Here is a 24,809-nt window from a genome sequence, read left to right as displayed (position 1 = left end):
AATGAATACATTAAAATATCAATCACAAGCGGTCGCAAAACCCTATTTCGTTTTCGCAATGATTCTTTTCGCAGGTCAAATTCTATTTGGCTTATTAATGGGCTTACAGTATGTTGTTGGTGATTTTTTAGCTGGCCCTATACCATTCAATGTTGCTCGTATGGTCCACACTAACCTACTTATTGTATGGTTATTGTTTGGCTTTATGGGGGCTGCATATTACTTGGTGCCCGAAGAAGCCGAAACCGAGCTTTATAGCCCTAAATTAGCCATCGTACTATTTTGGGTTTTTGCTGCAGCGGGTACATTAACCATTTTAGGTTATTTATTTGTTCCATATTCTACATTGGCCCATATTACGGGTAATGACATTTTACCTACCATGGGGCGAGAGTTTTTAGAACAACCAACAATCACAAAAATAGGGATTGTTTTGGTTTGTTTAGGTTTTCTATTTAACTTAGGTATGACCATCCTTAAAGGTCGTAAAACAGTTATTAACTTAGTATTAATAACGGGATTAATCGGTCTTGCTGTATTCTTTTTATTCGCTTTTTACAACCCAACAAATTTAGCGTTAGATAAATATTTTTGGTGGTTTGTTGTACATTTATGGGTAGAAGGTGTTTGGGAATTGATCATGGGCGCAATTCTAGCTTATGTATTAATTAAAATTACCGGCGTTGACCGTGAAGTAATAGAGAAATGGTTATATGTCATTATTGCTATGGCGTTAATTACCGGTATCTTAGGCACGGGTCATCATTTTTACTGGTTAACTACACCGGTATACTGGCAATGGGTAGGTTCAATATTCTCAGCTTTAGAACCACTGCCTTTCTTTGCGATGGTGTTATACGCGTTTAATATGGTCAACCGTCGTCGCCGTGAACATCCTAATAAAGCCGCGACATTGTGGGCATTAGGCACGTCGGTTATGGCATTTTTAGGCGCGGGTGTTTGGGGGTTTTTACATACTTTAGCGCCAGTGAATTACTATACACATGGTACTCAAATTACGGCGGCTCATGGGCATATGGCGTTCTATGGTGCTTATGCCATGATTGTAATGACAATGATTTCATATTGTATGCCTAAAATTCGTGGTATTGGCGAAGCTAACTGTAACCGCGCTCAAGTATGGGAAATGTGGGGCTTTTGGTTAATGACGGTGGCTATGGTCTTTATCACCTTATTCTTGACCGGGGCTGGCATACTACAAGTTTGGCTGCAGCGTTTACCAGAATCAGGTGAAGCACTGAGCTTTATGGCAACACAAGATAAACTATCAATTTTCTACTGGTTACGTGAAATCGCTGGTGTATTCTTCTTTATAGGATTAATAGCGTATTTTAGGAGTTTTTTCATTAAAGAAAAAGTTGAAGCACAAACCTAGTTAAATTTAATTCAGTTAAAAAAGCCCCAATAAAGCCGTGATAGTGATATCTCGGCTTTTATTTAACGAATAAAAGGATAAAAAATATTGGATTCAGACAATGAAATAATGCCAAGAAAAGAAGGTCCCAAGCGGCTATTACAAAAAATAGCGAAAGTAATTAGTATTATTTCGATATTTTTAGGTGTGGTAAGTGCGATATATCTTCTGACAATAAATAGCGAAGATGAAAAAGTATTGAAAGCTAGCATGGGAGCAGTGGCTTTTTTCTGTTTTACCTTGGGCATAGTATTAAATGCTATCGCCAATACTAACTTACCCGATTTACGAATTAACAAAAATAACAAAACTAAGTAGTTTAACTGAAATTACAAAACTATAGTCGCTTGGATTATTGGCATGTCAATATTAATCATTAGCGTTTAATCGTCTTTATGTATGCAACTTAAAATTAGTCATTAAAAATGGAAGAGTGGATTGGTGGGATCTGGCACAAGTACATTATACGTAAAGCCAGTAGAAACTTTGAAGAGGCAAAAGTTGATTTTACTGACATAAGTAAATCGGTGGGTATTGTTTATCGAGCCCTTGGTGGTGATGCAGCAAAACGCATGGAGTCAGCCAGTGTCCGTGATTACTTGATCCGAAAATCTTTTTTGCAAAAAATTGCAGCAGACAACACCCCAATAAGTTTGGCATGGCAAGATGAAGAAAGCTTACGTTTACCTGAAAGTCTTGCGGTATTTCCATCTATTGAACTTAATCGCGATTTATATATTTGGTTGGCAATATTAGCTGCTCATCATCAAGGTTCGTTCAGACACTGGGCGATAGATAATCAACAAATAGTTGTTGATGTACTGAAAAAACACCCATCCTTAAGGCCTAGATATAAAAAGCTTGCCACAGCATTTATTGAAACTAGGGTTGATCAAACCAAACGGCCTGTAAATGAACAATTAATGGAAAAAGCTATTTGCCAAGCAATTTTATCGCCTGGGACTGTTAATGAGTTTCCTGCAGTGAATTATGCTCCGCAAGCCGTATATTTATGGCTATATCCGTCTGCACATCTAGATCCTCAATTACTCCCTGAATATGGCGACTTTGAAGAAACAGATAGCCAAAAAAGCAAGAATAAGACCAAGAAAAGTCAAAGTAGTCGCAAAAAAGCGGAACGTGTTGATACGGGCGATGGTAAAGACGGCATGATGATCTTTCGGCTGGAAAGTATGTTCTCATGGAGTGAGTTTATTAAATTAGATCGCGGCAGTGATGATACCGATGAGGATGATGAAGAAAATCAACGAGTCATTGAAGATTTAGATACTATTACTTTGTCACAACAGCAAGAGCAAAAAAGTGCACGGGTAAAAATAGATTTAGATTTACCTTCAGCATCTGAAGACGATATTCCCATTGGGGAAGGCATTAAACTACCTGAATGGCACTATAAAAAACAGTTGTTAGAGGCAGACCGTTGTATCTTACAGCCTATGCTGCCTAAAGACAGCTCTGCTAAAAAGTTGCCGCTGAAATTACAAAAAACGGCGAAAGTTATTCAAGCACAGTTCGAACAGCTGCGAAGTGCAAAGTATTGGCTTAAATCACAACCTCAAGGTGAAGAAATTGACTTAGCTGCATGGCTGGACTTTCATGTGGAAAGTAAGATATCGCCCACGCAAGAAAAAGGCCTATTTAAAAGTTTCCGGGGTAATAATCGTGATATTTCCACCTTATTATTGGCGGACCTTTCTATGTCTACAGACTCATATCTAGATAGTAACAATCGTGTGATAGATGTTGTTCAAGACAGTATGATGTTGTTTGGTGAAGCATTAAATAGCGTGGGCGATAATTTTGCCATGTACGGGTTTTCGTCAGTAAAGCGCACCAATGTGCGCTTTACTATGTTGAAGAATTTCAATGAACCATATACCGATCATGTGAGGGGACGTATTCAGTCCCTTCGTCCGGGATTTTATACGCGAATGGGTGCTGCCATTAGACAGGCAACTAAGGTGTTGTCAGAGCAAAAAAATAGCCAAAAATTACTACTTATCTTAACGGACGGTAAGCCAAATGATATTGATCATTATGAAGGCCGTTTTGGTATTGAAGACACTCATCAAGCGATTATTGAAGCTGTTAATTTAGGCATAAAACCATTCTGTATTACCATAGATCAGGAAGCTGAGGAGTATCTTCCTTATTTATTTGGCAGCGACGGTTACACGGTTATATTGCGTCCATCTCAGCTGCCCATGCGCTTACCGCAACTATATCATCAATTGACGAGCCATTAATCATGTCTGTAGAAAAGGTAAAATGTCTGTATTGCCAAACAGAAAATAAGACTACGGAACAGTCTTGTATAAATTGTGGAATGCCGGTGTCAAAAAAACCACCTGAAGGCGCTAACAGTCGCAGAATATTTTTCAAAAAATGGTTTTGGATGGTATTTATATTTTGTATTTTCATGATGTATTATTTACCTCGGTAATGTTAATAAAAATGGTAAAATTATGATTTAAATTAAAATAGATTTTTACCGAAACGAAGCGAAGATTTTTTATTTACCTAGGGCAATACAGCTTATTTGATTTATTGGACAGTGCAAATGAAGTACAAGTTGGTCGTATTTTAATATAAGAAGTGTTAATAGCTTTAGTTCACGGTAGACCATAAGATTCGAAGCCGTTTTTACCTGTATTTTAGTGTTTTATTCGCATAAATAAGGTCTTATACAAAAGGTATGATATAAAAAATATAACTCAGATACTGGCCTACATTTGGCAAATTTAAATTCACTTTACCGGACGGTCACAGCTCATTTATTATAAGCTTTAAATAAACGATTTTTAAGTGACAAATTTCCTGCTCAAACGCTGAAAACTCATGGTGTAAATCGTATTTTTATCTCATTAAGATGACAGCTATTTAGCACAATTACTACAAGTATCGATATAAGGTAATATGCGTAAGCGATCGGGGTTTATCGCTTGATTACATTGGCTACAAAAACCGTATTCACTATTTTCATTACGCGTTATTGCTTGTTCGACAAGCGTAAGCTCAAGCTTTGCCTGATGATAAATCTCATTAAGCACTTCATTATTTTCATTTTCACTAGTTTGTTCTGAAAAGTCTTGAGAGCGACCTTTTCTAAAATCATCTTCGACAGCACTGATACGTTGTTGTAGTTCAATTCTTTTATTAAATAAATTGTTTAGATTTTCTTTGTTCATTAGCATCACTCCTTAAGTAATATAACGATTCTATGCCTTTAATTGATAAATGTTTTGATCTAGCGCAATAATTTTTTCAAGTTTTGCTTATTTTCTCACTACCTAAACTTACGTGAGATAATTGCGACCAGCTTCAGTGATTTTTAACTAATGACTAGGTATATCGTAAGTGAGTCGCTACACTAAATAAAACTGTCATCATTAAGAGATAAAATGATACGCAATAAATTATTGTGGAAAAACAATCCTCAACAATATGGCATACTGAGTAAATTGCTCCACTGGCTTTCAGCATTAGCGATATTTGCATTATTTGCTTCAGGTTATTGGATGGTGGATTTAGATTACAGTAGCCGATGGTATCAGCTTGTACCTCATTGGCATGAAAGCGTTGGTATACTTTTATTAGGGTTTACGCTTTTTAGGTTATTTTGGCGTCGTATTGCTGGTTCTCCTTCGGGGATCGTAAGTCATAGTGCTATTGAGAAAAAAGCATCAGCTTCAATGATATTTATATTGTACGTTACGCTATTCATTGTTTTGATTTCAGGCTTTTTAATCACCAGTGCAAATGAAAAAACCATTGCTGTTTTTGACTGGTTTAACGTGACACCCGTTGTACTAGCGATAAAAAATCAAGAGGATATTGCTGGTGAAGTGCACTATTACGTAGCATACGCTATGATTATTTTCGCATTGGTGCATGCCCTAGCTGCCTTGAAACATCACTTTTTTGACAAAGATAACACCCTCAAACGAATGACTAAGACATAGTATTTAGATAAATAAACCTTTAAAGGAATAGATATGAAAAAATTATTACTGGCTAGCGCTCTATTAACTTCTACAGTATTAATACCAGTATCAGCAGCAGATTATATTATTGATACTAAGGGCGCACATGCCTCTATTAATTTTGAAGCAAGCCATCTAGGCTTTAGTGTACTTGCTGGCCGATTCAATGAATTTTCAGGTAACTTTTCTTATGACAAAGATAATATATCAGCGTCTAAAGTTAACGTAACGATTGATACCTCAAGTTTTGACTCAAATCATGCTAAACGTGATAAACATGTACGTTCAGATGACTTTCTGGATGTCAGTAAATTTGCAGAAGCAACATTCGTTAGTAACAAAGTTGAAGATAAAGGTGAAGGTAAGCTGACCATTACAGGAACGTTTACCATGCATGGAGTTACTAAATCTTTGGTAATCGACGCTATAACAATAGGTGAAGGTAAAGACCCTTGGGGCGGTTACCGTGCAGGCTTTAGCGGCACATCAACTATAACCATGGGTGAGTTTGGCTTTAAAAAAGATTTTGGCAAAGTAGATTTGATATTACATATTGAAGGCATTCGCCAATAGAAAATCATCAGTATTATAAAAAGGGCTTTATGTCCTTTTTTTATGTCTAACAATAGATCATAAGTTATGTATGAAGAAGTATTGTATTAATGTATCAATATATTGATTTATAGGTATTTTATTTGTATTATGCTTTGGCTTAAAGAGTCTCTTTTATAATAAAATATGGATATAACGTGAATAAAATAAAAATATTAATTAGTTCTGTAACTTTAGCTGTTTGTGCATCTTCTTTAAATGTATCTGCCTTTGATAAAACTCCAGGTTCTGGTCCAAATCCATTTTCCGATTGTGGCATTGGTGCGGCTTTATTTAAAGATACTAAATGGGCTGCAGTTACTTCTAATGTAATTTGGGATATTGGTACTACTGCGGTTACATCTGCTACAGCTAGTCCTCAAACATGTACAGGCGCAAACATTATAGCTGCGAAATTTATAATTGATAATTATGATAATATCGTAGAAGAAATTGCAGAAGGTACAGGTGATCACTTAGCTTCTATGTATGGTGTACTTGGTTGTGACAACAATGTACAAACTGAAATTACTGCTAATATCCGTAACGATATGGTACAAGTTATCAGCCAAGCTAATTATCAAGATCAAAGTTTAGTACAAAAATCATCAACTCTATACACCATGGTTAACAACTCTTCTGTTGTTGGAAACTGCGCAGCAATTTAATTCAATTTTGCTCTCAATAAATAGCTGCTTATTAAGTAGCTATTTTTATATCTGACTAAAAATCCTATGCAACTAAGACTTTTATTACTAGTAGTTACTAGCTTTTTATATATTTTTAAATCTTATGCTCATGTAATAGAGGATATACCCTATTCCAACGAACTTATTACGGCGGTTTCAAAATCAATAAAATGGCAAAAGTTAATTAAATTAAAACAAAGTCCAGTCAGTCAAAACGGAACTTTTGCTATTCATTCTCAGCGTTTTTATTTTAGTGAAATATCAACACTAACCGCTAAGGAAGAGTTAATTAACACCCTAGGCGCTTTTATGTCTACTGAGCGCGTTAGTAATATTGCAGAAAACCCACAATGTAGATTCCCTGCAAGATATCATTGGCTAAAGAAGCAGTTCGATTTATCCACAGTTAAGGCTGTTATTTGTCAGGATTTCCTAGATTGGTCAAAACTGTCATCTACACAATCATTAAGTCTTATATTTGCTACCGGCTATTTGGGGAATCCAGCTTCTTATTATGGCCATACATTATTAAAATTAAATTCCAGCAATACCGAAAAACTTAACTTATTAGAAACCAGTGTAAATTTTGGCGCTAAAGTACCTGAAAATGAAGATCCAATAACTTATATGTTGAAAGGTGTTGTGGGCGGATACGATGCGAGTTTTTCGCATTCAAATTTTTACTATCATACTCAAAATTATCTCGAAAATGAATTACGAGACTTGTGGGAATACCAATTAAACTTATCTCAAGACGATTATTACTTTTTAGTCGCACATATTTGGGAGCTAATTGAACAAGATTATATTTATTATTTTTTTGATGAAAACTGTGTTTATAGAATGTATGAACTCTTTACTTTATTTGAAGATATAAACTTGCCATCAATAAAGGCACCTTGGGTTATTCCGCAAGAGGTTGTTAGAGCTATTAACTCAGCAACTTACAAAAACGGACCTCTGGTTAGAAAAATTAAGTATATTCCATCCAGACAATCAAATTTCTATAATAAATACTGGCAATTAAAATCGAATGAAAAAGTGTTTATTGAAAAAATAGTCGCAAATACTGGGCAGTTAAGTTTATTGGATTCAGAAAACTTAACTATTGCAGTCAAACTTAGAGTACTCAGTACTTTGTTAGACTACTATCAATACTTAATAGCGGTGGATAAAGATAATACAAAACATAATAAGCGATCATATACGCAAATTCTGGCCTATAGATATAAGTTAGCTATAGGAAAGGCTAGCTTTGTTTATAAGGAGGCTAAATCACCACATTTAGCGCGCCCATCAAGTTATTCACAAATAAGTTTTATTCATAATAGAAAACTTGGCAATGGCATGACTCTAAAGCTAAGGCCCGCTTATTATGATCAGTTAGATGCTGAAAGTGGTCACGTCAGAAATGGCGCATTAAAAATGGCTGAACTCGATCTTGAATATATAGCATCAAAGTTAGCTATTAGAAGTTTATCTATATTTGAAGTGGTAAGCGTGTCTAATCAAGCAACTGGTTTGCCTTATGATGGCTATGATTCATGGAAGCTATATTTGGGCTTACAAAAACAAGATAACGAATGTACTAGCTGCGCGAATTTTATCTTTAAGGCCAATAAGGGGTTATCGTTTCCACTCCTTGAAAATACCACTTTAGGTGGATATTTAGGTGGGGCAATTGTAGAAAATTATTTAGATAGAGGTAGAGTCTATATATCAAGTAATTTAACATTAAATCAATCAATTAATGAAGATTGGAATTTTTTTATTGACCTTGAAGCCAGAAAATATCTTGAAAATAAGCAAGTAACAAAGTTTAACTTTAAAGCAGAGGCACGTTATCGGTTTAGATTTAATGATGAACACTTAGATTTTCGCCTAGCATTAACGGATAACGAAACGATGTTGAGTTTAGGGTATTATTGGTAAATTGATGAGAAATTACATTCTATTTACAGGCCTATTTATGAGTTCATAGGTGTCAAAGGCATTTTTATGCTTTCTAAGTAAAAAAACCGATATTATTACAATACCGGTTTTTCAAGCGTTATAGAATATGCTGAGTTATTTACTAAAAGTAAACTCTTTTGGTGGTGTTAACGCCATTAAGTGTTGTACAAAGTAGTCCCAGCGTTTACGCATCATGTAAGGCTTTCTAGCAAAGCCATGACCGCGGTTTGGTAGCATTAGCATATCAAAGTCTTTATTCGCGGCAATTAATGCTTCTACGACGATTAAGGTGTTATATGGCGGTACGTTAGTATCCGTTGTGCCATGAGCGATAAGTAACTTACCTTTTAGGTTATCAACGATTAATTGATTTGCTTGGCTATCGTAGTTGGTGCTGCCATCTTCATTTTTTACTAACACACCATGATACTTCTCGCCCCATTCATCGGCATAATTTCTATTATCGTGGTTACCCGCTTGAGAAACAGCGACCGAATAAAAATCTGGATAAGTTAACAAAGCGCGTGTTGAAGCAAAACCACCACCTGAATGTCCCCATATGCCAACGCGCGTGCTATCAATCCAGTTATGTTTATTGGCTAACTGTTTAATCGCGGCGACTTGATCAGGAATACCACTATCGCCCATGTTTTGATAATAAAATTCGTGGAAGCTTTTTGAACGCCCAGGTGTACCTAAAGCGTCTATTTCGATAACAATAAAACCAAGCTCAGCAATAGCTTGGTTATCGCCTCTTGCTGTTCTGAAATGGCGGCCACGAATGCTGCCAACTTGCGGACCTGGGTATAAGTAATTTACTACAGGATAAGATTTGCTAGCGTTAAAATCGCTAGGCTTATACATCAATCCGTAAATGTCATGCTCGTTATTACGGTCTTTAACAATAAATGGTGTCGGTGGTTGCCATCCTGTAGCAGTAAGCTTAGTAATATCCATTTGTTCGACGATAAAACTGGTTTTACTGCTAGTACTGCGAATAGAACTGGTTTCTGGCTGGTTTGGTGTCGACACGCGGTCTAAGAAATATTTAGCATTTTTATTTAAGGTAATACGATGATGCTTTTTCTCAGGGGTTAGTAAGGTTAAATCTGAACCGTCTTTGCTGATGCTGTAAAGATAATGAAAATAGGGGTCTCCACCTTCTTTCCCTGAGCCTGAAAAAATAAGTTTTCCCGTTTCTTGATTAACATTGAGCAATTCTAATACAGTCCAATCGCCTTTAGTTATCTGATTTTTAATGTTGCCGGTTTCAGCATCGACTAAGTATAAATGTCCCCAGTTTGAACGCTGTGAAAACCAAATAAATTCATTAGTTTTATCTAGGTATTTCCAGCTAATGCCACTAACACCTGATTCGAAAAAACTTTGTGCCGTTTCAGTAAAAACTGTGCGGACTTTACCGGTAATAGCATCGGCTATTTTTAGTGTTGCAGTTTTGTGATCACGTGTTGAAGAAACAAAGGCAAAGTTGCTGCTATCGCTCGACCAATCAACATCTAACAAGCTACCATCGCGACCGGCAACATGATCTGTGATGGTAGATCTGTGGTCATCTGCAGGCATATCGAGCACAACAACACTCGCTTGAGCAATATTAATTACTACACGCTGAATTTTGAAAATATTTTCATCACCTGGCAGTGGATATTTCCAAACATCTATTTTTGGATGTCCTACTGCCGTTGACACTATGCCCATTTCACCAACGTTGCGACCGTCATGTTTGAAAGTTGTCAGCTTCTTTGAGTCTGGAGACCATTTTACTACCGGCTTTTTACCACGGACCCAACCCGCATTATTTGTTGCATAACCAAAGTTCTCTATACCGTCAGTCGTTAACTGCTTTTCGCTATTATCAATTAGGTTACGTAACCATAAATTATGTTTGCGAATAAAAACTGCCTGCTCGCCATTTGGAGCGACTAGTTCATCATTTTTGACGGCATTTTTACTTAGCTTACACAAATAGTTATCAATATTGCATTGGTATGACTCGTCGTCGATTTTAAGTAAAATAAGCTGCTCAGCGATAAAATCAAAACGACTAAAAGGTAACTTTTTTTGATTAACTTCTTGGTCAGTAATACGTGCTAATGCGCTGGCAAGTTTCTGATGGTTGAAGGCTAACCTCTTAACTTTTGTTACGGCATCAATTAAAAAGAATTGCTTACCTTGCTCAGTATTACTTTGGTAAATAAGCGTATTGTTTTCGGTCCAACTTGGTCGTTCAACAGTGCCAAAAACCAAATTCTCTGTGTGTTTGCCGAGTTTACGCTCAGCTTGCTGGTATTTTTCAATATTTAGTGACTCGGCGTTAGCATTAAAAGCTAAGCACGCTAAAACTGCACTAGTTGATATAGATTTTATTTTTGAAACCATGAATAACCTTGTATTGAATAGCTATAAAAATAGGATTTTCAATATGCTAACATTTCTTATAACTTAGCTGGCAAAATTATCGACCAGCAGAATATTGCTCACGACAACTAACGGTAAGTATTTCCTTACGTCATTAATTTTAGCTCGTATAGACTAAAGTCTAGCGTGTTTTTTGACCAATTTAGACTTAGGTCTAATTTATAAATCAGTCCTGATTCTCTAGTGTTAATAACATCATAAATATCTTTGATTAATATTGTATCAAAGATATTAAATAGAGAGTGATATGCCAAATTTGAATAATCATAGTGTAGAACAAGCGCAATTATCTTGGTTGCAGTCTAACAGTGGCGAATGGTCGTATTTTGTTGATGACAATTTAGCTGATTCAGATGCTTTTTCTGTACCTGAACAAGACTACATTTGGTTAGTGTCTCAGGCTACAGCCACGCATAAAGTTAGTGGTTATCGTATTACTCATCAAACAATTGAAAACTACATTGAGCAATTAGCCGGCACTGAGCAGGCGATTGTATTTGGTGTTCCTGACGAAAACAAAGGCAATGCGATACATGCCTACGTTGAATTAAGTAGCACCAATATTGAACTTTCAACATTTTCAAAAGTAATTAATGCAAAGCTTGCTGGCTGTTTGGGTGAATTTGCCCGAACAGACGTCATAACATTCGTCGATGAATTTCCAGTGGCTAAAAATAAAGAAATTTCGAGAAAAATACTAAAATCTCAAAACATAAAAATAAATATGCTCAATAATAATAACGAATTAGTTAATTGCAGTTAAAAATAATAAATACGTTATTAAAAACTAAAACGATAAAAACAAGCCAGAGCATAGCTGTTGTTGCTCTAAGGTTAATAACACATGGGGAAAGTAAAAATGTTTAACAAGAAAAAGCTTTTATTAGCAACAGGACTTTTAGCTATGGCTGGCAGTGTACATGCTGGTTATGAAATTAAATTATCTGATGATGACACCATTACCTTTGGCGGCTATATCAAATTAGATACACGCTATGTTAACGGTAACATTAATAGTATTACTAACGACTATTGGGTTGGTGCCGGCAGCGTTGGCGATATTTCTCGCACTAGTTTTCGTGCAACAGAGTCTCGTTTTAACACTAAATACGTTCATGGTGATATAACCGGCTTTATTGAAATGGATTTTCATGGCGGTGGTGGTAATGAAATAGTATCTAACTCGTCAAATCCAAGATTACGTCACGCATTTATCAAATATAAAAATATTTTGGTTGGTCAAACATGGTCAACCTTCGTCAATACCAGCGCTTTAGCTGAAGCCGCTGATTTTGCTGGCCCTTTAAATGCTGCCGCGTTTATTCGACAAGGTCAAGTTCGTTATACCCAAGGTAACTTTCAAGTAGCAATAGAAAACCCTGAGTCTGACAAAGGTGATCCAACCCAAGACAAAATACCTGATGTTATTGCTAAATATACCTTTAAAGGTGATTGGGGTAATGTTTCTGTTGCCGGTTTAGCTCGTCAACTGAATACGGTTGGTGGTAACTCTGAGTCAGCATTTGGTTATGGTATTGCTGGTAAAGTTAACACCTTTGGTAAAGATGATATTCGTTTTCAATTACATGGTGGTGAAACCGGACGTTATGTTGGTGTTGTCGCTGCACGTGATTTAGTGGGTGAAGTAGTAGAAGAAACTACGTCATACATGGTTGCTTATCGCCATTTCTGGAGCGACGATATTCGCAGTACAGCATTTTTCGGTAAAACCACGACAGAAGTTGCAGATGCCGATAGAAGACATTGGGGCGTTAACATTTTCAAAAATTATACCAAAGACTTATCATTTGGTTTGGAAGTAGGAAACTTTGAATCTGCAGATCAAGATGCCGATTCTGATTATGTACAATTTTCAGCTAAATACGTGCTTTAGTTTACAATCTTGCGTTAGTTGACCTCCCAACCGGGGTTTTTTCGGGGAAGCTTTTAGTTTCCCCTTTTTTATGTTTAGGATTAACGGTATGTCACGATCACATGGATGTGAAAGAGTGGGACCGTTCTTAACCATCTCGTTAATTGCTCCTGCATTACTCTACTCACTTACATACATGTAAGAACAAGGCTTGACGACATTAGTGCATCCGTGCCGGTAGATGAACTGGCAATTTTCCCCAGACAAAAACTAAGTTATAGCTACTTCTTTAACTTAGCAAAAGCATCTGCAAAGGCATTGCCCATCGCGGCATTATTGTCTGCTTTGGGTTGCTGAGTTCTAGTTTTATTTTTGTTATGTTGTGGCTTAACGTTCTTGTCATTATGTTGCGCTTTCTGCGCTTTCTGCGCTTTCTGCGGTTTTTCTGACGGCTGGCTTTTAACTTGTGGTATCGATTCATCTAAACGCATGGTTAAACTGATGCGCTTACGCTGTGGATCAACTTCTGTTACTTTAACTTTAACTACTTCACCGGCTTTGACAATTTCATGCGGATCACTAACAAATTTATCGGTCAGTGAAGAAATATGCACTAAACCGTCTTGATGAACACCAACATCGACAAAAGCACCAAAATTCGCCACGTTAGAAATAACGCCTTCGAGTATCATGCCAACTTTAAGGTCGTTAATGGTATTAACACCTTCTTGAAAAGTTGCAGTTTTGAACTCTGGGCGCGGATCACGACCGGGCTTTTCTAACTCACTAATAATGTCTTTAACCGTTAGTTCACCAAAAGCATCGCTCATTAAGGCTTCAACATTAATTTTTTCAAGCGCTGTTTTATTACCAATGACACTACTGATGTCAGTGTTAAGTTGTTTTAACAGTTGTTCTACTAGACTGTAGGTTTCAGGATGAACACCGGAGAAATCTAATGGATTATTACCATTATGTATCCGCAAAAATCCAGCGGCTTGTTCGAAGGCTTTTGGCCCTAAACGCGCGACTTTTTTTAATTCATTACGGTTGTTAAATCGGCCGTGTTCATCGCGAAAACTCACCACGTTATTTGCCATGGTTTTGTTTAAACCTGAAACTCGCGATAATAAAGCTGCAGAAGCACTATTTAAGTCAACACCGACCGCGTTTACACAATCCTCAATAACATTGTCTAAGGTTTGGCTAAGCTGGCTTTGGCTTACATCGTGTTGATACTGCCCAACACCAATGGCTTTTGGGTCTATCTTAACTAACTCTGCTAGTGGGTCTTGTAAGCGGCGAGCAATCGATACCGCACCACGAATCGATACGTCTAAATCGGGAAACTCTTTTGCGGCAAACTCTGACGCTGAATATACCGACGCGCCGGCTTCACTAACAATAACTTTTGTAGGCTTATTTGTTTCTAATTTAGCAATAACATCAGCAATAAGTTTGTCACTTTCGCGTGAAGCCGTGCCGTTGCCAATCGCCACCAACTCTACTTTATGTTGTTGACATAAATTAACTAAAGTACGTACTGACTTATCCCAATGGTTTTGCGGTGCATGTGGGAATATAGTCGCGGTTTGTAATAATTTACCTGTCGCGTCGACAATGGCTAATTTACAACCGGTTCTAAGGCCGGGATCTAAACCTAAAGTAGTTTTAGCGCCGGCTGGCGCTGCCATCATTAAGTCGCTTAAATTGCGTGAAAAAACTTTAATCGCTTCAACTTCGGCTTGTTCTCGTAATTGGCCTAATAATTCTGTTTCTAAACTTTGGCTGAGTTTTATTTTCCACGTTGTTTGCACCACTTTAGTTAAAAATTCTGCGGCGGCTTGGCCAGTTAACCGTAAATTAAAGTGTTCTGTGATCAGCTGTTGTGCGCTAGAAAAAGCCCCTTCTTGCCCAGGGTCTGTATCAATACTTAACGATAATAGTTTTTCATTTCGACCACGTAACATAGCTAACATACGGTGTGACGGCACAGATTTTAATAATTCTGAATGCTCAAAATAATCGCGGTATTTTGCCGCTTCTTTTTCTTTGCCCTTCATTAACTTACTGCACAAGTGAGCTTGTTTAAGTAAGTGACGACGTAACTTTTGAATCAAATTAGCGTCTTCAGCAAAACGCTCAACCAGAATATAAAGTGCGCCTTCAAGTACCGCACTTTCATCACTAAAACCTTGTTCTGCATTAATAAAGGCTTTTGCTTCTAGCGCAGGGTTGAGTTGCCAATTATTATAAATTTTATTGGCTAAAGGCTCTAAGCCGGCGGTAATGGCAATTTGCCCTTTGGTTTTTCTTTTTGGTTTATAGGGTAAATAGAGATCTTCTAAACGGGTTTTATTGTCGGCATTATTAAGCTCGGCGGCTAGCGCAGGGGTTAATTTTCCTTGCTGGTCAATATTGCTAATAATAACTTTTCGACGATCGGCTAAATCGCGTAAATAAACTAAGCGTTGCGCAAGGTGGCGTAGATGATTGTCATCAAGCCCTTGGGTAACTTCTTTTCTATAACGGGCAATAAAAGGAACCGTTGCACCTTCATCTAATAAGTTTATAGCAGCATTTATTTGGCTGGTTTTTACATCGATTTCTTTGGCTATTTGCTCAGCAATGGGCGTCATTTATACGGGATCCTAGATCAATCAAAAGTCTTGTTTTTGTTGGCCTTATTATACACCCAATTATTGATGAGGTGCGATATACCCGCAAAGGTTTTTTCTTGTGGGTAAGAAAGTAATAACTCGTGGTGATTTGTTCATATAATTTTAATAGAGAAGCGTTTAATTTAACGTTACAATGCACCCATACGTTATCACCAGTTGATGAGTTTATGCTTATTCATCAAGTTGATATAAGTAATCTTATAAATAAAACCGGAAATATTATGGCTCTCTCTGTTGTTATCTTAGCTGCGGGTAAAGGCACTCGCATGCGTTCTGCTTTACCTAAAGTTCTTCATCCTGTTGCTGAAAAGCCAATGGTGTCTCATGTAATTGACGCAGCACGCCAAGTAGATAGCGAAAATATCTACTTAGTTTACGGTTTTGGTGGTGAAGTACTTAAAGCTAAAGTTACCGGTGATGATTTAACTTTTGTTGAACAAAAAGAGCAATTAGGCACAGGTCATGCGGTTGATATGGCATCACCATTTTTATCTGACGATGAAGACGTGCTAGTGCTTTATGGTGATGTACCTTTAACTAAAGTAAGTACATTACAACGTTTAATCGTCGCTAAACCTGACAATGGCATGGCACTATTAACCGTGCACTTAGCTAACCCTGCTGGCTATGGTCGTATTATGCGCGATAGTTTCGGCATAGTGGTTGGCATTGTTGAACAAAAAGATGCCACGGCTGAACAACTATTAGTAAATGAAGCGAACACAGGTATTTTATTGGCCAACGGTGGTGACTTAAAACGCTGGCTAGCTAATTTATCAAGTGATAATGCCCAAGGTGAATATTACTTAACTGACATTATTGCTGCCTGTCATCAAGAAGGTAAATTAATTGCTACGGCTCATCCTGATAGTGAAATTGAAGTAGAAGGTGCTAACAATCGCGTGCAACTTGCCGGTTTAGAACGTGCTTATCAAATAAGAAAAGCAGAAGAATTAATGATTGCTGGCGCAAGTTTACGTGACCCTAGCCGTATTGATATTCGCGGTAACGTTACTGTTGGCCAAGAAGTGGTGATTGACGTTAACTGTATTTTCGAAGGCAATGTTGATATTGCTGACAATGCCACTATTGGCGCCAATTGTATTTTGAAAAACTGTAGTATCGGCCAAGGTGCAGAAATTAAGCCTAATACTATGATCGAAGGTGCCATTATTGGCGAATTAGCTTCGGTTGGTCCATTTGCCCGTATTCGCCCTGGGTCAGAGTTAATGCGTAATGCACATATTGGCAATTTTGTTGAAATGAAAAAATCTATCTTAGGTGAAGGAGCAAAAGCCGGACATTTAAGTTATTTAGGTGATGCTGAAATAGGCGCTAATGCTAACATTGGTGCCGGTACTATTACCTGTAACTACGATGGTGTGAATAAAGCTAAAACTATTATTGGTGCTGGCGCATTTATCGGCTCAAATGCCTCGTTAGTCGCACCTGTTACTATTGGTGCAATGGCAACAACAGGCGCTGGCTCGGTTATCGTGAAAAATGTTGATGATCATGAATTAAGTGTTGCTCGCGCTAAGCAGCGAAATATCGCCGGTTGGAAACGCCCAAGTAAAAAATAGCCGGCACAAAAATCATACTTAAATAAATGCACTAGCTTATAAACTAGTGCATTTTATTTTGTGTCGACAAGTAGGTAATAAACTTACAATAAGAACAAAAATATCGTTCACCCTGATAATTACCGTAAACTTAAACAATATTTAAATGAATTGATGACCGATCTTTAGATAAATATTGTTTTTATTTTCAGCTTTTGTTTTAATAGCTAAGTTTTAAATCGAAACTTTTAAGAGTAAAAACGAAAGCAATGTCAAAACGAAATACCCAGCAGCGTCGCCACACCATAATCGCAGAGTTAAGTAATTTAGGTGAAGTAAGTGTTGATAGCCTTGCAAAAATGTTTGAAACCTCAGAAGTTACTATCCGTAAAGACTTGGCGGTATTAGAAAACAGTGGTTTGCTACTGCGCAGATATGGCGGTGCAGTGCCTTTACCACATGAAATTACCGAGCCAAAAACTGAAAAAGTTTCGAAACGAAAGATAATGATCGCAAAAACAGCGGCATCGCTTATTCGTGATCACAATCGTATTATTTTAGACAGTGGTAGCACAACGTCGGCCTTAGTGCGTGAGTTGAGTGCGAAACAAGGCTTAGTGGTGATGACAAACTCACTCGCTATAGCGTCTGATTTACATGCATTAGAAAATGAGCCAACATTATTGATGACCGGTGGTACTTGGGACCCTCATTCAGAGTCATTCCAAGGCCAAGTGGCAGAAAGTGTATTACGCTCTTATGATTTTGATCAGCTATTTATTGGCGCTGACGGTCTTGATTTAGCGCGCGGTACTACAACATTCAATGAACTTTTAGGCTTAAGCCGAGTAATGGCTGAAGTATCTCGTGAAGTTATTGTTATGTTAGATTCAGAAAAACTTAATCGAAAAATTCCTAATTTAGAATTACCTTGGGGAAAAATTCACACGTTGATAACAGATGCAGATATGCCTGAAAATGTGCGAAGTGAAATAATTAAACAAGGCGTTAACCTCGTTATCGCAAGTTAAAAAAAGGACAGAGAATATGTGTGGAATTGTAGGTGCTGTCGCACAGCGTGATGTAGCAGACATTTTAGTAGAAGGCTTAAAGCGATTAGAATATCGTGGTTATGACTCTGCTGGTGTTGCAATTGTTGATAATAATAACCAACTTAAACGTGCGCGTCGTTTAGGTAAAGTGCAAGAACTTGCAGATGCATTGCATGCTAATCCAATATCTGGTGGTACCGGTATTGCCCACACACGTTGGGCAACCCATGGCGCGCCAAGTGAAGCGAATGCTCATCCACATATATCGTCAGAAACCATTGCCGTTGTGCACAATGGTATTATTGAAAACCATGATGCATTGCGCACACGCTTACAAGGTTTAGGCTATACCTTTACCTCTGAAACTGACACCGAAGTTATCGCACACTTAGTTCATCATGAACTAGAATCATCTGATAGCTTGCTTAGTGCTGTTCAAAAGAGCGTAAAACAATTAGAAGGTGCTTATGGCACTGTGGTTGTTGATACGCGTGATAAAGACCGTGTTGTAGTTGCACGTTCTGGCAGCCCATTAGTGATAGGTTACGGCGTTGGTGAAAACTTTATCGCCTCAGACATGCTGGCATTATTACCGGTTACGCGTAAGTTTTCATTTTTAGAAGAAGGTGATGTGGCCGAAGTTACCCGCTTTGAAGTGAATATTTTTGATACTGACGGTAACCCAGTTGAACGTGAAGCGAAAGAGTCTGAAGTTAGCCATGATGTTGGCGACAAAGGTGAATACCGTCACTACATGCTTAAAGAAACGTATGAACAGCCTACAGCCATTCGTAACACCTTAGAAGGTCGTTTATTGGGTAATGTGTTAGATATCCAAACCTTTGGTGAAGGCGCTGATGCTATTTTTCAAGAAATTGAGCATGTACAAATTATTGCCTGTGGTACCAGTTACCATTCAGGCATGGTTGCACGGTACTGGTTAGAAGCCTTAGCCGGCGTTTCATGTAATATCGAAATTGCTAGTGAGTTTAGATACCGTCAATCACATGTCCCGAAAAATGCCCTGTTAGTAACTATTTCACAATCAGGCGAAACCGCAGATACTCTAGCAGCACTGCGTTTAGCTAAACAAATAGGCTATCGAGCAAGTTTAACTATTTGTAATGTTGCTGGTTCTTCATTAGTACGCGAATCTGATTTAGCCTTTATGACTAAAGCAGGCGCCGAAATAGGCGTGGCTTCTACTAAAGCCTTTACTACACAATTGGTTGGTTTATTAATGATGACCTTAGCCATTGGTCAGCATCACGGTATGACACAAGAAAAGCAAAACGAAATTGCTCAATCGTTAATGACCTTGCCTAATAAATTGGAAGAAGTATTAGCATTAGCCAGTTCAATTGAAGAATTAGCCGAAGATTTTGCAGATAAGCAACATGCCTTATTTTTAGGTCGTGGCGACCAATACCCGATCGCGATGGAAGGTGCATTGAAGCTGAAAGAAATTTCATACATTCATGCGGAAGCTTATGCCGCAGGCGAACTTAAACATGGACCACTAGCGTTAATTGATGCGGAAATGCCAGTGATTGTCGTTGCGCCTAAAAACGATTTAATTGAAAAGCTAAAATCTAATGTAGAAGAAGTTCGAGCGCGTGGCGGTTTAATGTATGTATTTGCCGATGCTAGTGCTAACTTTAGCAGCGACGACACCATGAAAGTAATTAACGTACCTGTATGCGATGACTTAATTGCACCTATTGTTTATACCTTACCGCTACAGTTATTGTCTTACTATGTCGCCATTATTAAAGGTACAGATGTTGACCAACCTCGCAATTTGGCAAAATCTGTAACAGTAGAATAATTTCATATATTTGATTTATAAAAGTGTGGGTTTCCATCTAAGTTGGACAGTGGTCAACTTAGTTGCAAACAGATTGAAAAATACTAAACTTAATAAAGCGACTTACTCTTAGAGTAGTCGCTTTTTATTTTATATATGCTATGGGTAGTTTGTAATAAAATAAACTGAGGAGCGCATTATGTTAAGCTGGCACTTACTTTTTTAGTTGTTGCAATTATTGCTGCAATATTCGGTTTTGGTGGTATCGCTGGCGCAGCAGTTGGTATTGCAAAAACTATATTTTTTATTATCTTTGTGCTGTTGATTATCTCATTAATCGCCAATGCAATTCGTGGTAAACCACCAAAAATTTAGGGAAAAACACATGACTTTTATTAAAAAATTATCAACCTCACTTATTTTCTTTGTCGCAATGTTTGGCTTAACAGCTTGTAGTGAAAAAGATGCAGAAAAAGCGGGTGACAAAGTTGAAGAAGCAGTTAAAGGTGCTGGCAATATGGCTAAAGATGCTGGTGATAAAATAAGTGAAATGAAAAAAGATGCCGGTAACGCACTTGAAGCCGCTGGCGAAAAAGCAAGTGAAATGAAAGACGATGCCGGTGAAGCAATTGAAGGTGCTGGCGAAAAAGTAAGTGAAATGGCAAGCGATGCGGGTCACAAGTTAGATGAAATGAAAACCAGTGTTAGTGATAAACTTGGTGGAATGAAAAAAGACGCAGGTAACGCCATTGAAGATGCTTGTGAAGAAGCAAAAGAAGGCGTAGACGCTGAAGATGACGATTGTTAATTATAGTTTGACCCGTCCTAGTATGGGTTGACAGTAATTGAATTAAAAAAGGCCTATATAGGCCTTTTTTTCGTTCAGTAATAATAGTTTTACTCGATTAACTGGTCGTTCCTAACCATCTTGGTAATTGCTCCTGCGTTACTTTTAAGATTGTTATTCAATCCATTTAAGAATATAGCTTCTGATATCAACAAACCCTCAATGTCAGCTGAAAGAGTGACAATTGCGTTTTCATCGATGAAAACGCCACACATCACCCCTTGTTGGTTAAATTTTCTAACTAGCAACCAAAGCTTAAAAAGACTGATTAAATGTTGAATACTTTCTGGTACTGATTTCTTAAATCTTAATAGTTTATTTTTTACTTTTAGTTATTGAAATATATTAATAAAAAATTAAGTTGAAATATTTTTAAATTAATTTGGAATAAATATCACACGTTAGCCGTTATCTCAGTGTCATTAACATAAACAGACATTAGAGGAAGCAAACATGACTAAATTAAATAAAATTGCACAAGTATTGGTATTAAGTGGTATGAGTTGTTGGGTAAGTATCGCGCAAGCCGCTGATATTGAAATTAGCCAAAACACCCAAATTAATCATGAAACTAAAGTTTCTCAGCAAGTAGATAGTTCTGATAAATCAACTCAAATGTCGACACAATCTGATACTTCAGTTGAAAGCGATACTAAAGTTAAGGCTAATAGTGAAGACGCGAATGCTTCAGAGTCTGTGCCTAGCGAAACTGAAGAACAGCCGTCGAGTAACGCAAAGAATATCGGTACTGCAAGCGTTTTAGATAACAATAGTGAGTTGAACACTAGCCTATCAAATAATGTTGGCGAGAGTATCAGTGTTATCTCTGGAGCGACAGTAACCTTAGCTCAGTCACTTAATCAAGTAACAAGCATAGCACTTCCAACGTTACCCGAAAGTGAAACACCAGAAGAGTCTGGTGAAATCGCGCCAAACGAAGCGTTAGCAACACCTGAACTTGCCGCATTAAATCCAAATATTGAAAGCGCTACTTCTTTTGTTAACACCTCAGCAGTAGCCACTCAACTTTCAGGAAGTTCCGGAAACAATACCTTAGTAGATACAGCATCAAACTCGAGTCAGTCACTTACCCAAACAACAAGTGCAAATTTGTTAGTATTACCAGAAAATAGCACAGCAGAAGAAACTGAAGAAGTTGTCCCTAGTGAAACGATGACAACACCTGAAAATTTGGCCCTAAATCCTAGTGTTGATAGCGCCAATTCATTTGCTAACACGTCGCAAGTATCTCAGCAAATATCAAGTAATGTGCACAACATCGTATCGTTAGATGCTACAGGTCAAACTACGCAGGTCATTGAGCAAACGGTGAACGCTAATGTTACCGATGCCATCACTTCAAATGCTCAAACGGCAATCACTGAAAACGTTAATAGCCAGATCAACAATGTTGTTACTGAGCAAATTAACACCGAGCTTGCCGCAGCAACGGCTGCTGAAGTCACTAATAGCTTGGTAAATAACTTAGATATTGGATTATAAATTTAAAAAAAATGCTTTAAGCGCGCCAGCAGCCCTGGCGCTTTTTTATTTGAGGTGATTAATATGAAATATATTTTAAGTAGTTTAGCGTGTGCGATAAGTATGCAACTATCGGCGGCAACGTCAGAGGAAGTAAGTGTTAAAGGTGAGGTTTCTTTAGGTATTATCAGTAACTCTGCACTGAGTGTTGATGAGCTTGATGAGGTTTCTTCACAAGGCGATAGCGGCCTGGAAAAAACCGCAGCGGTTACCGGGCTTTGGAAAATCAATGATAAAGCGAAATTAGCGGCTTCATATCGTTATAATGAGCAAGATTACCAAGAGTTTGATGCTTTTGACTTAGCCTTACATCAAATTAGTGTTGATGCGAGTTATCAATGGCGTAAAAAAGATCTAGGTTTACGCTATGATGGCGCAAAAGCCAAACTAGATGGAGAGACGTTTTTAACTTTTCAACAAGCCAGCATCTACTTAGGTACTTTTCTTCAACCACAAACGTTTTTGCGTACTAGCGCAAAAGTCAAAAGTAAAAAGTTTGCGGTTATGTCTAACCGTAATGCCGACGCTTATGGTGCTAGTGCTGAATTGTTCCACTTTATTAACGACGGTCAAATTATGTTTATGCTCGGCGTTAGTGCGGACAAGGAAACCGCTACTGATGCGCAATTTAATTATAGCGGTTATGGGGCGAACATTAAGCTTTCGCGAAAGTTTGAATTATTTGGCTTAGCGCAAAAAGCTGCAATAGGCTGGCGTTTTCAATCGAAAGACTTTCAAGCATATAGCAATGATGATATGCCAAGTCAGCTTGAATCGAAGGCAGATGAACATAGAAATATTTTTCAAGCGCAATGGCAATTAGAATTTAACAAGCATCTAGCGCTGGTTAGTAAGCTTGAATATGGTGATTACCGTTCGCAACTTGATAGCCAAACCTACAGTCAAACAACCTCTTCATTGTCTATTAAAGCGCAATTTTAGCGGCGTAATATCGCGCCCATACCGTAAATAGGGTCCTTGCCTTTAGGGCCCAAATCTACGGCTAATACATTTAGCTTATCTAATATTTTTTTCTTATCTTTACCATACGTTGCGGTTAAACAGGCTATCGCGGCTGTAACCTGTGGTGCGGCTATTGATGTACCAGACTCCCGACCAATACGTTGGCCGCTTTTGGCGGTTAATACATTAACGCCTAATGCCGAGTAATCAACATAATCCCCCCGATTTGACCAACGATAAGCTTGCTGGTTTTTGTCTATTGCACTAACCGCAATAACATCTTGATAAGCAGCGGGGTACATAGGCGGAGCCGCAGGACCTTCATTGCCTGCAGCGGCAATTACTATGGCGCCTTTTGCGATAGCGGCGTTGAGTACACTATGCAAAATTTGATTGTCAGGCCCAGCCAAACTCATATTAATCACAGGCACATTTTGCTCAAGCAGCCAATTTATGCCAGAGATTATGGCCGATAACGTCGCGCCCTGGGCGTAATCTGATTGTTGATAAAATACTTGCGCGGAATATACTTTACCTCTCGGCAAAAGTGGTGCTAATTGTTTACTTTCCCCCACCAATAAACTGGCGATTACGGTACCGTGTTGCACTGATGCATTTAAGTCATTAGGTAAAAAGGATTTTGCAGTAATATCAGCGCTTTTAAAGGCGCTATGTTTTGTGTCAATAGCACTATCAACTATGCCAACCTTTACGTCGAAATCACATGCTGGAAGAGTGTTCATTAGTGATTTAATACTCTTGTTGGCTAGGTTTACTGCAGGTAGGCTCGCTTGATTTTGTACTTGATAAATATGGTTTCTCGCTAAACTAAGCGCTGCTTGGTCTGAGAGGATATTACTTAGCGCTTGTTTAGAGTCTAAGGTGGCGGGCACGCTAAAGCGCAGCAATGCCAGGCCCAACCCAGTATATCGAGATTCTGAAATAATTTGTGCACCATGTTCAATTAGGCGCTTTTTGCTTATATCGTCAGCTAAAAGTAGCCATTGTCCTTGAACAGCCCGCCAACCATCTTCTACTTCAACATCAAACCAAAGGCTTTTACCTGCGGTGGTTGTTATTGCTAATGTGGCTGGCAAAGCATTAAGAGGCTCTGTAAAGACTTTATCAATGTCGGGTAAAGCACTTAGCGCAAAAGGTGCTAATACTGGCGGCCTATCAAATGGCCGGGTAATATCGTTTGCTGTGCGCTCTATAGCACTAACTTGTCCAATAACATTACCTGTAGACAATTGTTGTGCAGGGATAAATGTACTAAAAGCAGTAAGAAATATGGCGGTAATGGCTAAGGTTTTCATGTTAATCTTGAACCTCAAAAATAAGTGTGGTGTTAATAAAACGTTTCAACTGAAA

At 38.0% G+C, this 24,809-nt stretch carries 20 protein-coding genes; 16 read left to right on the top strand and 4 right to left on the bottom strand.

The features are described from left to right. The first annotated feature begins 1 nt into the window (after window position 1). From H4J38_RS04815 to H4J38_RS04805, 3 genes are all read left to right on the top strand, one after another. A complete protein-coding gene (locus H4J38_RS04815; RefSeq protein WP_182129915.1) occupies window positions 2–1,396 on the top strand; it encodes a cbb3-type cytochrome c oxidase subunit I in 1,395 nt (464 codons plus the stop codon). 87 nt (window positions 1,397–1,483) lie between these two features. Continuing rightward, window positions 1,484–1,753, top strand: a complete 270-nt coding sequence (locus H4J38_RS04810) for a hypothetical protein (protein WP_182129913.1) — start codon at window positions 1,484–1,486, stop codon at window positions 1,751–1,753. A 107-nt stretch (window positions 1,754–1,860) separates the two neighbouring features. Continuing rightward, on the top strand, window positions 1,861–3,702 hold the full coding sequence (locus H4J38_RS04805; protein ID WP_182129911.1) for a nitric oxide reductase activation protein NorD: 1,842 nt from the start codon (window positions 1,861–1,863) through the stop codon (window positions 3,700–3,702). Between the two features lie 630 nt (window positions 3,703–4,332). Here the strand turns inward: H4J38_RS04805 and H4J38_RS04800 are convergent. Continuing rightward, window positions 4,333–4,644 (bottom strand): TraR/DksA C4-type zinc finger protein, encoded by a 312-nt coding sequence (locus H4J38_RS04800; RefSeq protein WP_182129909.1) that lies wholly within the window; start codon window positions 4,642–4,644, stop codon window positions 4,333–4,335. Between the two features lie 213 nt (window positions 4,645–4,857). On the opposite strand from H4J38_RS04800, the gene H4J38_RS04795 reads away from it, so the two are divergent. From H4J38_RS04795 to H4J38_RS04780, 4 genes are all read left to right on the top strand, one after another. Beyond that, window positions 4,858–5,418 carry a cytochrome b gene (locus tag H4J38_RS04795; protein WP_182129906.1) on the top strand — a complete coding sequence of 187 codons (561 nt, stop codon included), beginning with the start codon at window positions 4,858–4,860 and terminating at the stop codon, window positions 5,416–5,418. Window positions 5,419–5,451: 33 nt separating this feature from the next. Continuing rightward, window positions 5,452–6,012 (top strand): YceI family protein, encoded by a 561-nt coding sequence (locus H4J38_RS04790; protein ID WP_182129904.1) that lies wholly within the window; start codon window positions 5,452–5,454, stop codon window positions 6,010–6,012. Between the two features lie 176 nt (window positions 6,013–6,188). After that, the gene (locus tag H4J38_RS04785; RefSeq protein WP_182129902.1) at window positions 6,189–6,698 is read left to right on the top strand and encodes a DUF3015 family protein; all 510 of its coding nucleotides are present in this window, start codon (window positions 6,189–6,191) and stop codon (window positions 6,696–6,698) included. Window positions 6,699–6,764: 66 nt separating this feature from the next. Further along, the gene (locus H4J38_RS04780; protein WP_182129900.1) at window positions 6,765–8,651 is read left to right on the top strand and encodes a DUF4105 domain-containing protein; all 1,887 of its coding nucleotides are present in this window, start codon (window positions 6,765–6,767) and stop codon (window positions 8,649–8,651) included. Window positions 8,652–8,786: 135 nt separating this feature from the next. Here the strand turns inward: H4J38_RS04780 and H4J38_RS04775 are convergent, their stop codons facing one another. Next, window positions 8,787–11,072: a DPP IV N-terminal domain-containing protein gene (locus H4J38_RS04775; RefSeq protein ID WP_182129898.1), complete on the bottom strand. Its 2,286-nt coding sequence runs from the start codon at window positions 11,070–11,072 to the stop codon at window positions 8,787–8,789. Between the two features lie 286 nt (window positions 11,073–11,358). Between H4J38_RS04775 and H4J38_RS04770 the strand changes: the two genes are divergently transcribed. Both H4J38_RS04770 and H4J38_RS04765 read left to right on the top strand, forming a co-directional pair. Then, complete coding sequence (locus H4J38_RS04770) at window positions 11,359–11,874, top strand: acyl-CoA synthetase (protein WP_182129896.1); 516 nt, start codon at window positions 11,359–11,361, stop codon at window positions 11,872–11,874. A gap of 96 nt (window positions 11,875–11,970) precedes the next feature. Continuing rightward, complete coding sequence (locus tag H4J38_RS04765; RefSeq protein ID WP_182129894.1) at window positions 11,971–13,005, top strand: DcaP family trimeric outer membrane transporter; 1,035 nt, start codon at window positions 11,971–11,973, stop codon at window positions 13,003–13,005. 260 nt (window positions 13,006–13,265) lie between these two features. Here the strand turns inward: H4J38_RS04765 and H4J38_RS04760 are convergent, their stop codons facing one another. Further along, the gene (locus tag H4J38_RS04760; protein ID WP_182129892.1) at window positions 13,266–15,623 is read right to left on the bottom strand and encodes a Tex family protein; all 2,358 of its coding nucleotides are present in this window, start codon (window positions 15,621–15,623) and stop codon (window positions 13,266–13,268) included. Between the two features lie 263 nt (window positions 15,624–15,886). On the opposite strand from H4J38_RS04760, the gene glmU reads away from it, so the two are divergent. From glmU to H4J38_RS04725, 7 genes are all read left to right on the top strand, one after another. Next, window positions 15,887–17,248 carry a bifunctional UDP-N-acetylglucosamine diphosphorylase/glucosamine-1-phosphate N-acetyltransferase GlmU gene (glmU, locus tag H4J38_RS04755; RefSeq protein WP_182129890.1) on the top strand — a complete coding sequence of 454 codons (1,362 nt, stop codon included), beginning with the start codon at window positions 15,887–15,889 and terminating at the stop codon, window positions 17,246–17,248. A gap of 248 nt (window positions 17,249–17,496) precedes the next feature. Next, window positions 17,497–18,258 (top strand): DeoR/GlpR family DNA-binding transcription regulator, encoded by a 762-nt coding sequence (locus tag H4J38_RS04750; RefSeq protein ID WP_182129888.1) that lies wholly within the window; start codon window positions 17,497–17,499, stop codon window positions 18,256–18,258. Between the two features lie 16 nt (window positions 18,259–18,274). Further along, entirely contained in the window at window positions 18,275–20,107 is a 1,833-nt protein-coding gene (gene glmS / locus H4J38_RS04745; protein WP_182129886.1) for a glutamine--fructose-6-phosphate transaminase (isomerizing), read from the top strand. A 186-nt stretch (window positions 20,108–20,293) separates the two neighbouring features. Then, entirely contained in the window at window positions 20,294–20,461 is a 168-nt protein-coding gene (locus tag H4J38_RS04740) for a DUF1328 domain-containing protein (protein WP_182130165.1), read from the top strand. Window positions 20,462–20,471: 10 nt separating this feature from the next. After that, window positions 20,472–20,894, top strand: coding sequence for a hypothetical protein (locus H4J38_RS04735; protein ID WP_182129884.1), 423 nt, complete (start codon window positions 20,472–20,474; stop codon window positions 20,892–20,894). Window positions 20,895–21,386: 492 nt separating this feature from the next. After that, window positions 21,387–22,436 carry a hypothetical protein gene (locus tag H4J38_RS04730; RefSeq protein ID WP_182129882.1) on the top strand — a complete coding sequence of 350 codons (1,050 nt, stop codon included), beginning with the start codon at window positions 21,387–21,389 and terminating at the stop codon, window positions 22,434–22,436. A 63-nt stretch (window positions 22,437–22,499) separates the two neighbouring features. Continuing rightward, the gene (locus tag H4J38_RS04725; RefSeq protein ID WP_182129880.1) at window positions 22,500–23,417 is read left to right on the top strand and encodes a hypothetical protein; all 918 of its coding nucleotides are present in this window, start codon (window positions 22,500–22,502) and stop codon (window positions 23,415–23,417) included. On the opposite strand, the gene H4J38_RS04720 is transcribed toward H4J38_RS04725, so the two are convergent. Beyond that, window positions 23,414–24,754 carry a S8 family serine peptidase gene (locus tag H4J38_RS04720; RefSeq protein WP_182129878.1) on the bottom strand — a complete coding sequence of 447 codons (1,341 nt, stop codon included), beginning with the start codon at window positions 24,752–24,754 and terminating at the stop codon, window positions 23,414–23,416. The two genes, H4J38_RS04725 and H4J38_RS04720, sit on opposite strands and share 4 nt — an antisense overlap. Window positions 24,755–24,809 lie beyond the last annotated feature (55 nt).

This window comes from Colwellia sp. BRX10-3, from assembly GCF_014077505.1.
Taxonomy (GTDB): domain Bacteria; phylum Pseudomonadota; class Gammaproteobacteria; order Enterobacterales; family Alteromonadaceae; genus Cognaticolwellia.
The sequence above is the reverse complement of the archived record's forward strand: the minus strand, read 5'-3'. Positions and strand labels throughout refer to the sequence as shown.

Bases quoted from the DNA above. Each gene is read 5' to 3' on its own strand.
- H4J38_RS04815 (WP_182129915.1), top strand. From the start codon at position 2: ATGAATACATTAAAATATCAATCACAAGCGGTCGCAAAACCCTATTTC.
- H4J38_RS04805 (WP_182129911.1), top strand. From the start codon at position 1,861: ATGGAAGAGTGGATTGGTGGGATCTGGCACAAGTACATTATACGTAAA.
- H4J38_RS04800 (WP_182129909.1), bottom strand. From the start codon at position 4,644: ATGAACAAAGAAAATCTAAACAATTTATTTAATAAAAGAATTGAACTA.
- H4J38_RS04795 (WP_182129906.1), top strand. From the start codon at position 4,858: ATGATACGCAATAAATTATTGTGGAAAAACAATCCTCAACAATATGGC.
- H4J38_RS04790 (WP_182129904.1), top strand. From the start codon at position 5,452: ATGAAAAAATTATTACTGGCTAGCGCTCTATTAACTTCTACAGTATTA.
- H4J38_RS04780 (WP_182129900.1), top strand. From the start codon at position 6,765: ATGCAACTAAGACTTTTATTACTAGTAGTTACTAGCTTTTTATATATT.
- H4J38_RS04775 (WP_182129898.1), bottom strand. From the start codon at position 11,072: ATGGTTTCAAAAATAAAATCTATATCAACTAGTGCAGTTTTAGCGTGC.
- H4J38_RS04770 (WP_182129896.1), top strand. From the start codon at position 11,359: ATGCCAAATTTGAATAATCATAGTGTAGAACAAGCGCAATTATCTTGG.
- H4J38_RS04765 (WP_182129894.1), top strand. From the start codon at position 11,971: ATGTTTAACAAGAAAAAGCTTTTATTAGCAACAGGACTTTTAGCTATG.
- H4J38_RS04760 (WP_182129892.1), bottom strand. From the start codon at position 15,623: ATGACGCCCATTGCTGAGCAAATAGCCAAAGAAATCGATGTAAAAACC.
- glmU (WP_182129890.1), top strand. From the start codon at position 15,887: ATGGCTCTCTCTGTTGTTATCTTAGCTGCGGGTAAAGGCACTCGCATG.
- H4J38_RS04750 (WP_182129888.1), top strand. From the start codon at position 17,497: ATGTCAAAACGAAATACCCAGCAGCGTCGCCACACCATAATCGCAGAG.
- glmS (WP_182129886.1), top strand. From the start codon at position 18,275: ATGTGTGGAATTGTAGGTGCTGTCGCACAGCGTGATGTAGCAGACATT.
- H4J38_RS04735 (WP_182129884.1), top strand. From the start codon at position 20,472: ATGACTTTTATTAAAAAATTATCAACCTCACTTATTTTCTTTGTCGCA.
- H4J38_RS04730 (WP_182129882.1), top strand. From the start codon at position 21,387: ATGACTAAATTAAATAAAATTGCACAAGTATTGGTATTAAGTGGTATG.
- H4J38_RS04725 (WP_182129880.1), top strand. From the start codon at position 22,500: ATGAAATATATTTTAAGTAGTTTAGCGTGTGCGATAAGTATGCAACTA.
- H4J38_RS04720 (WP_182129878.1), bottom strand. From the start codon at position 24,754: ATGAAAACCTTAGCCATTACCGCCATATTTCTTACTGCTTTTAGTACA.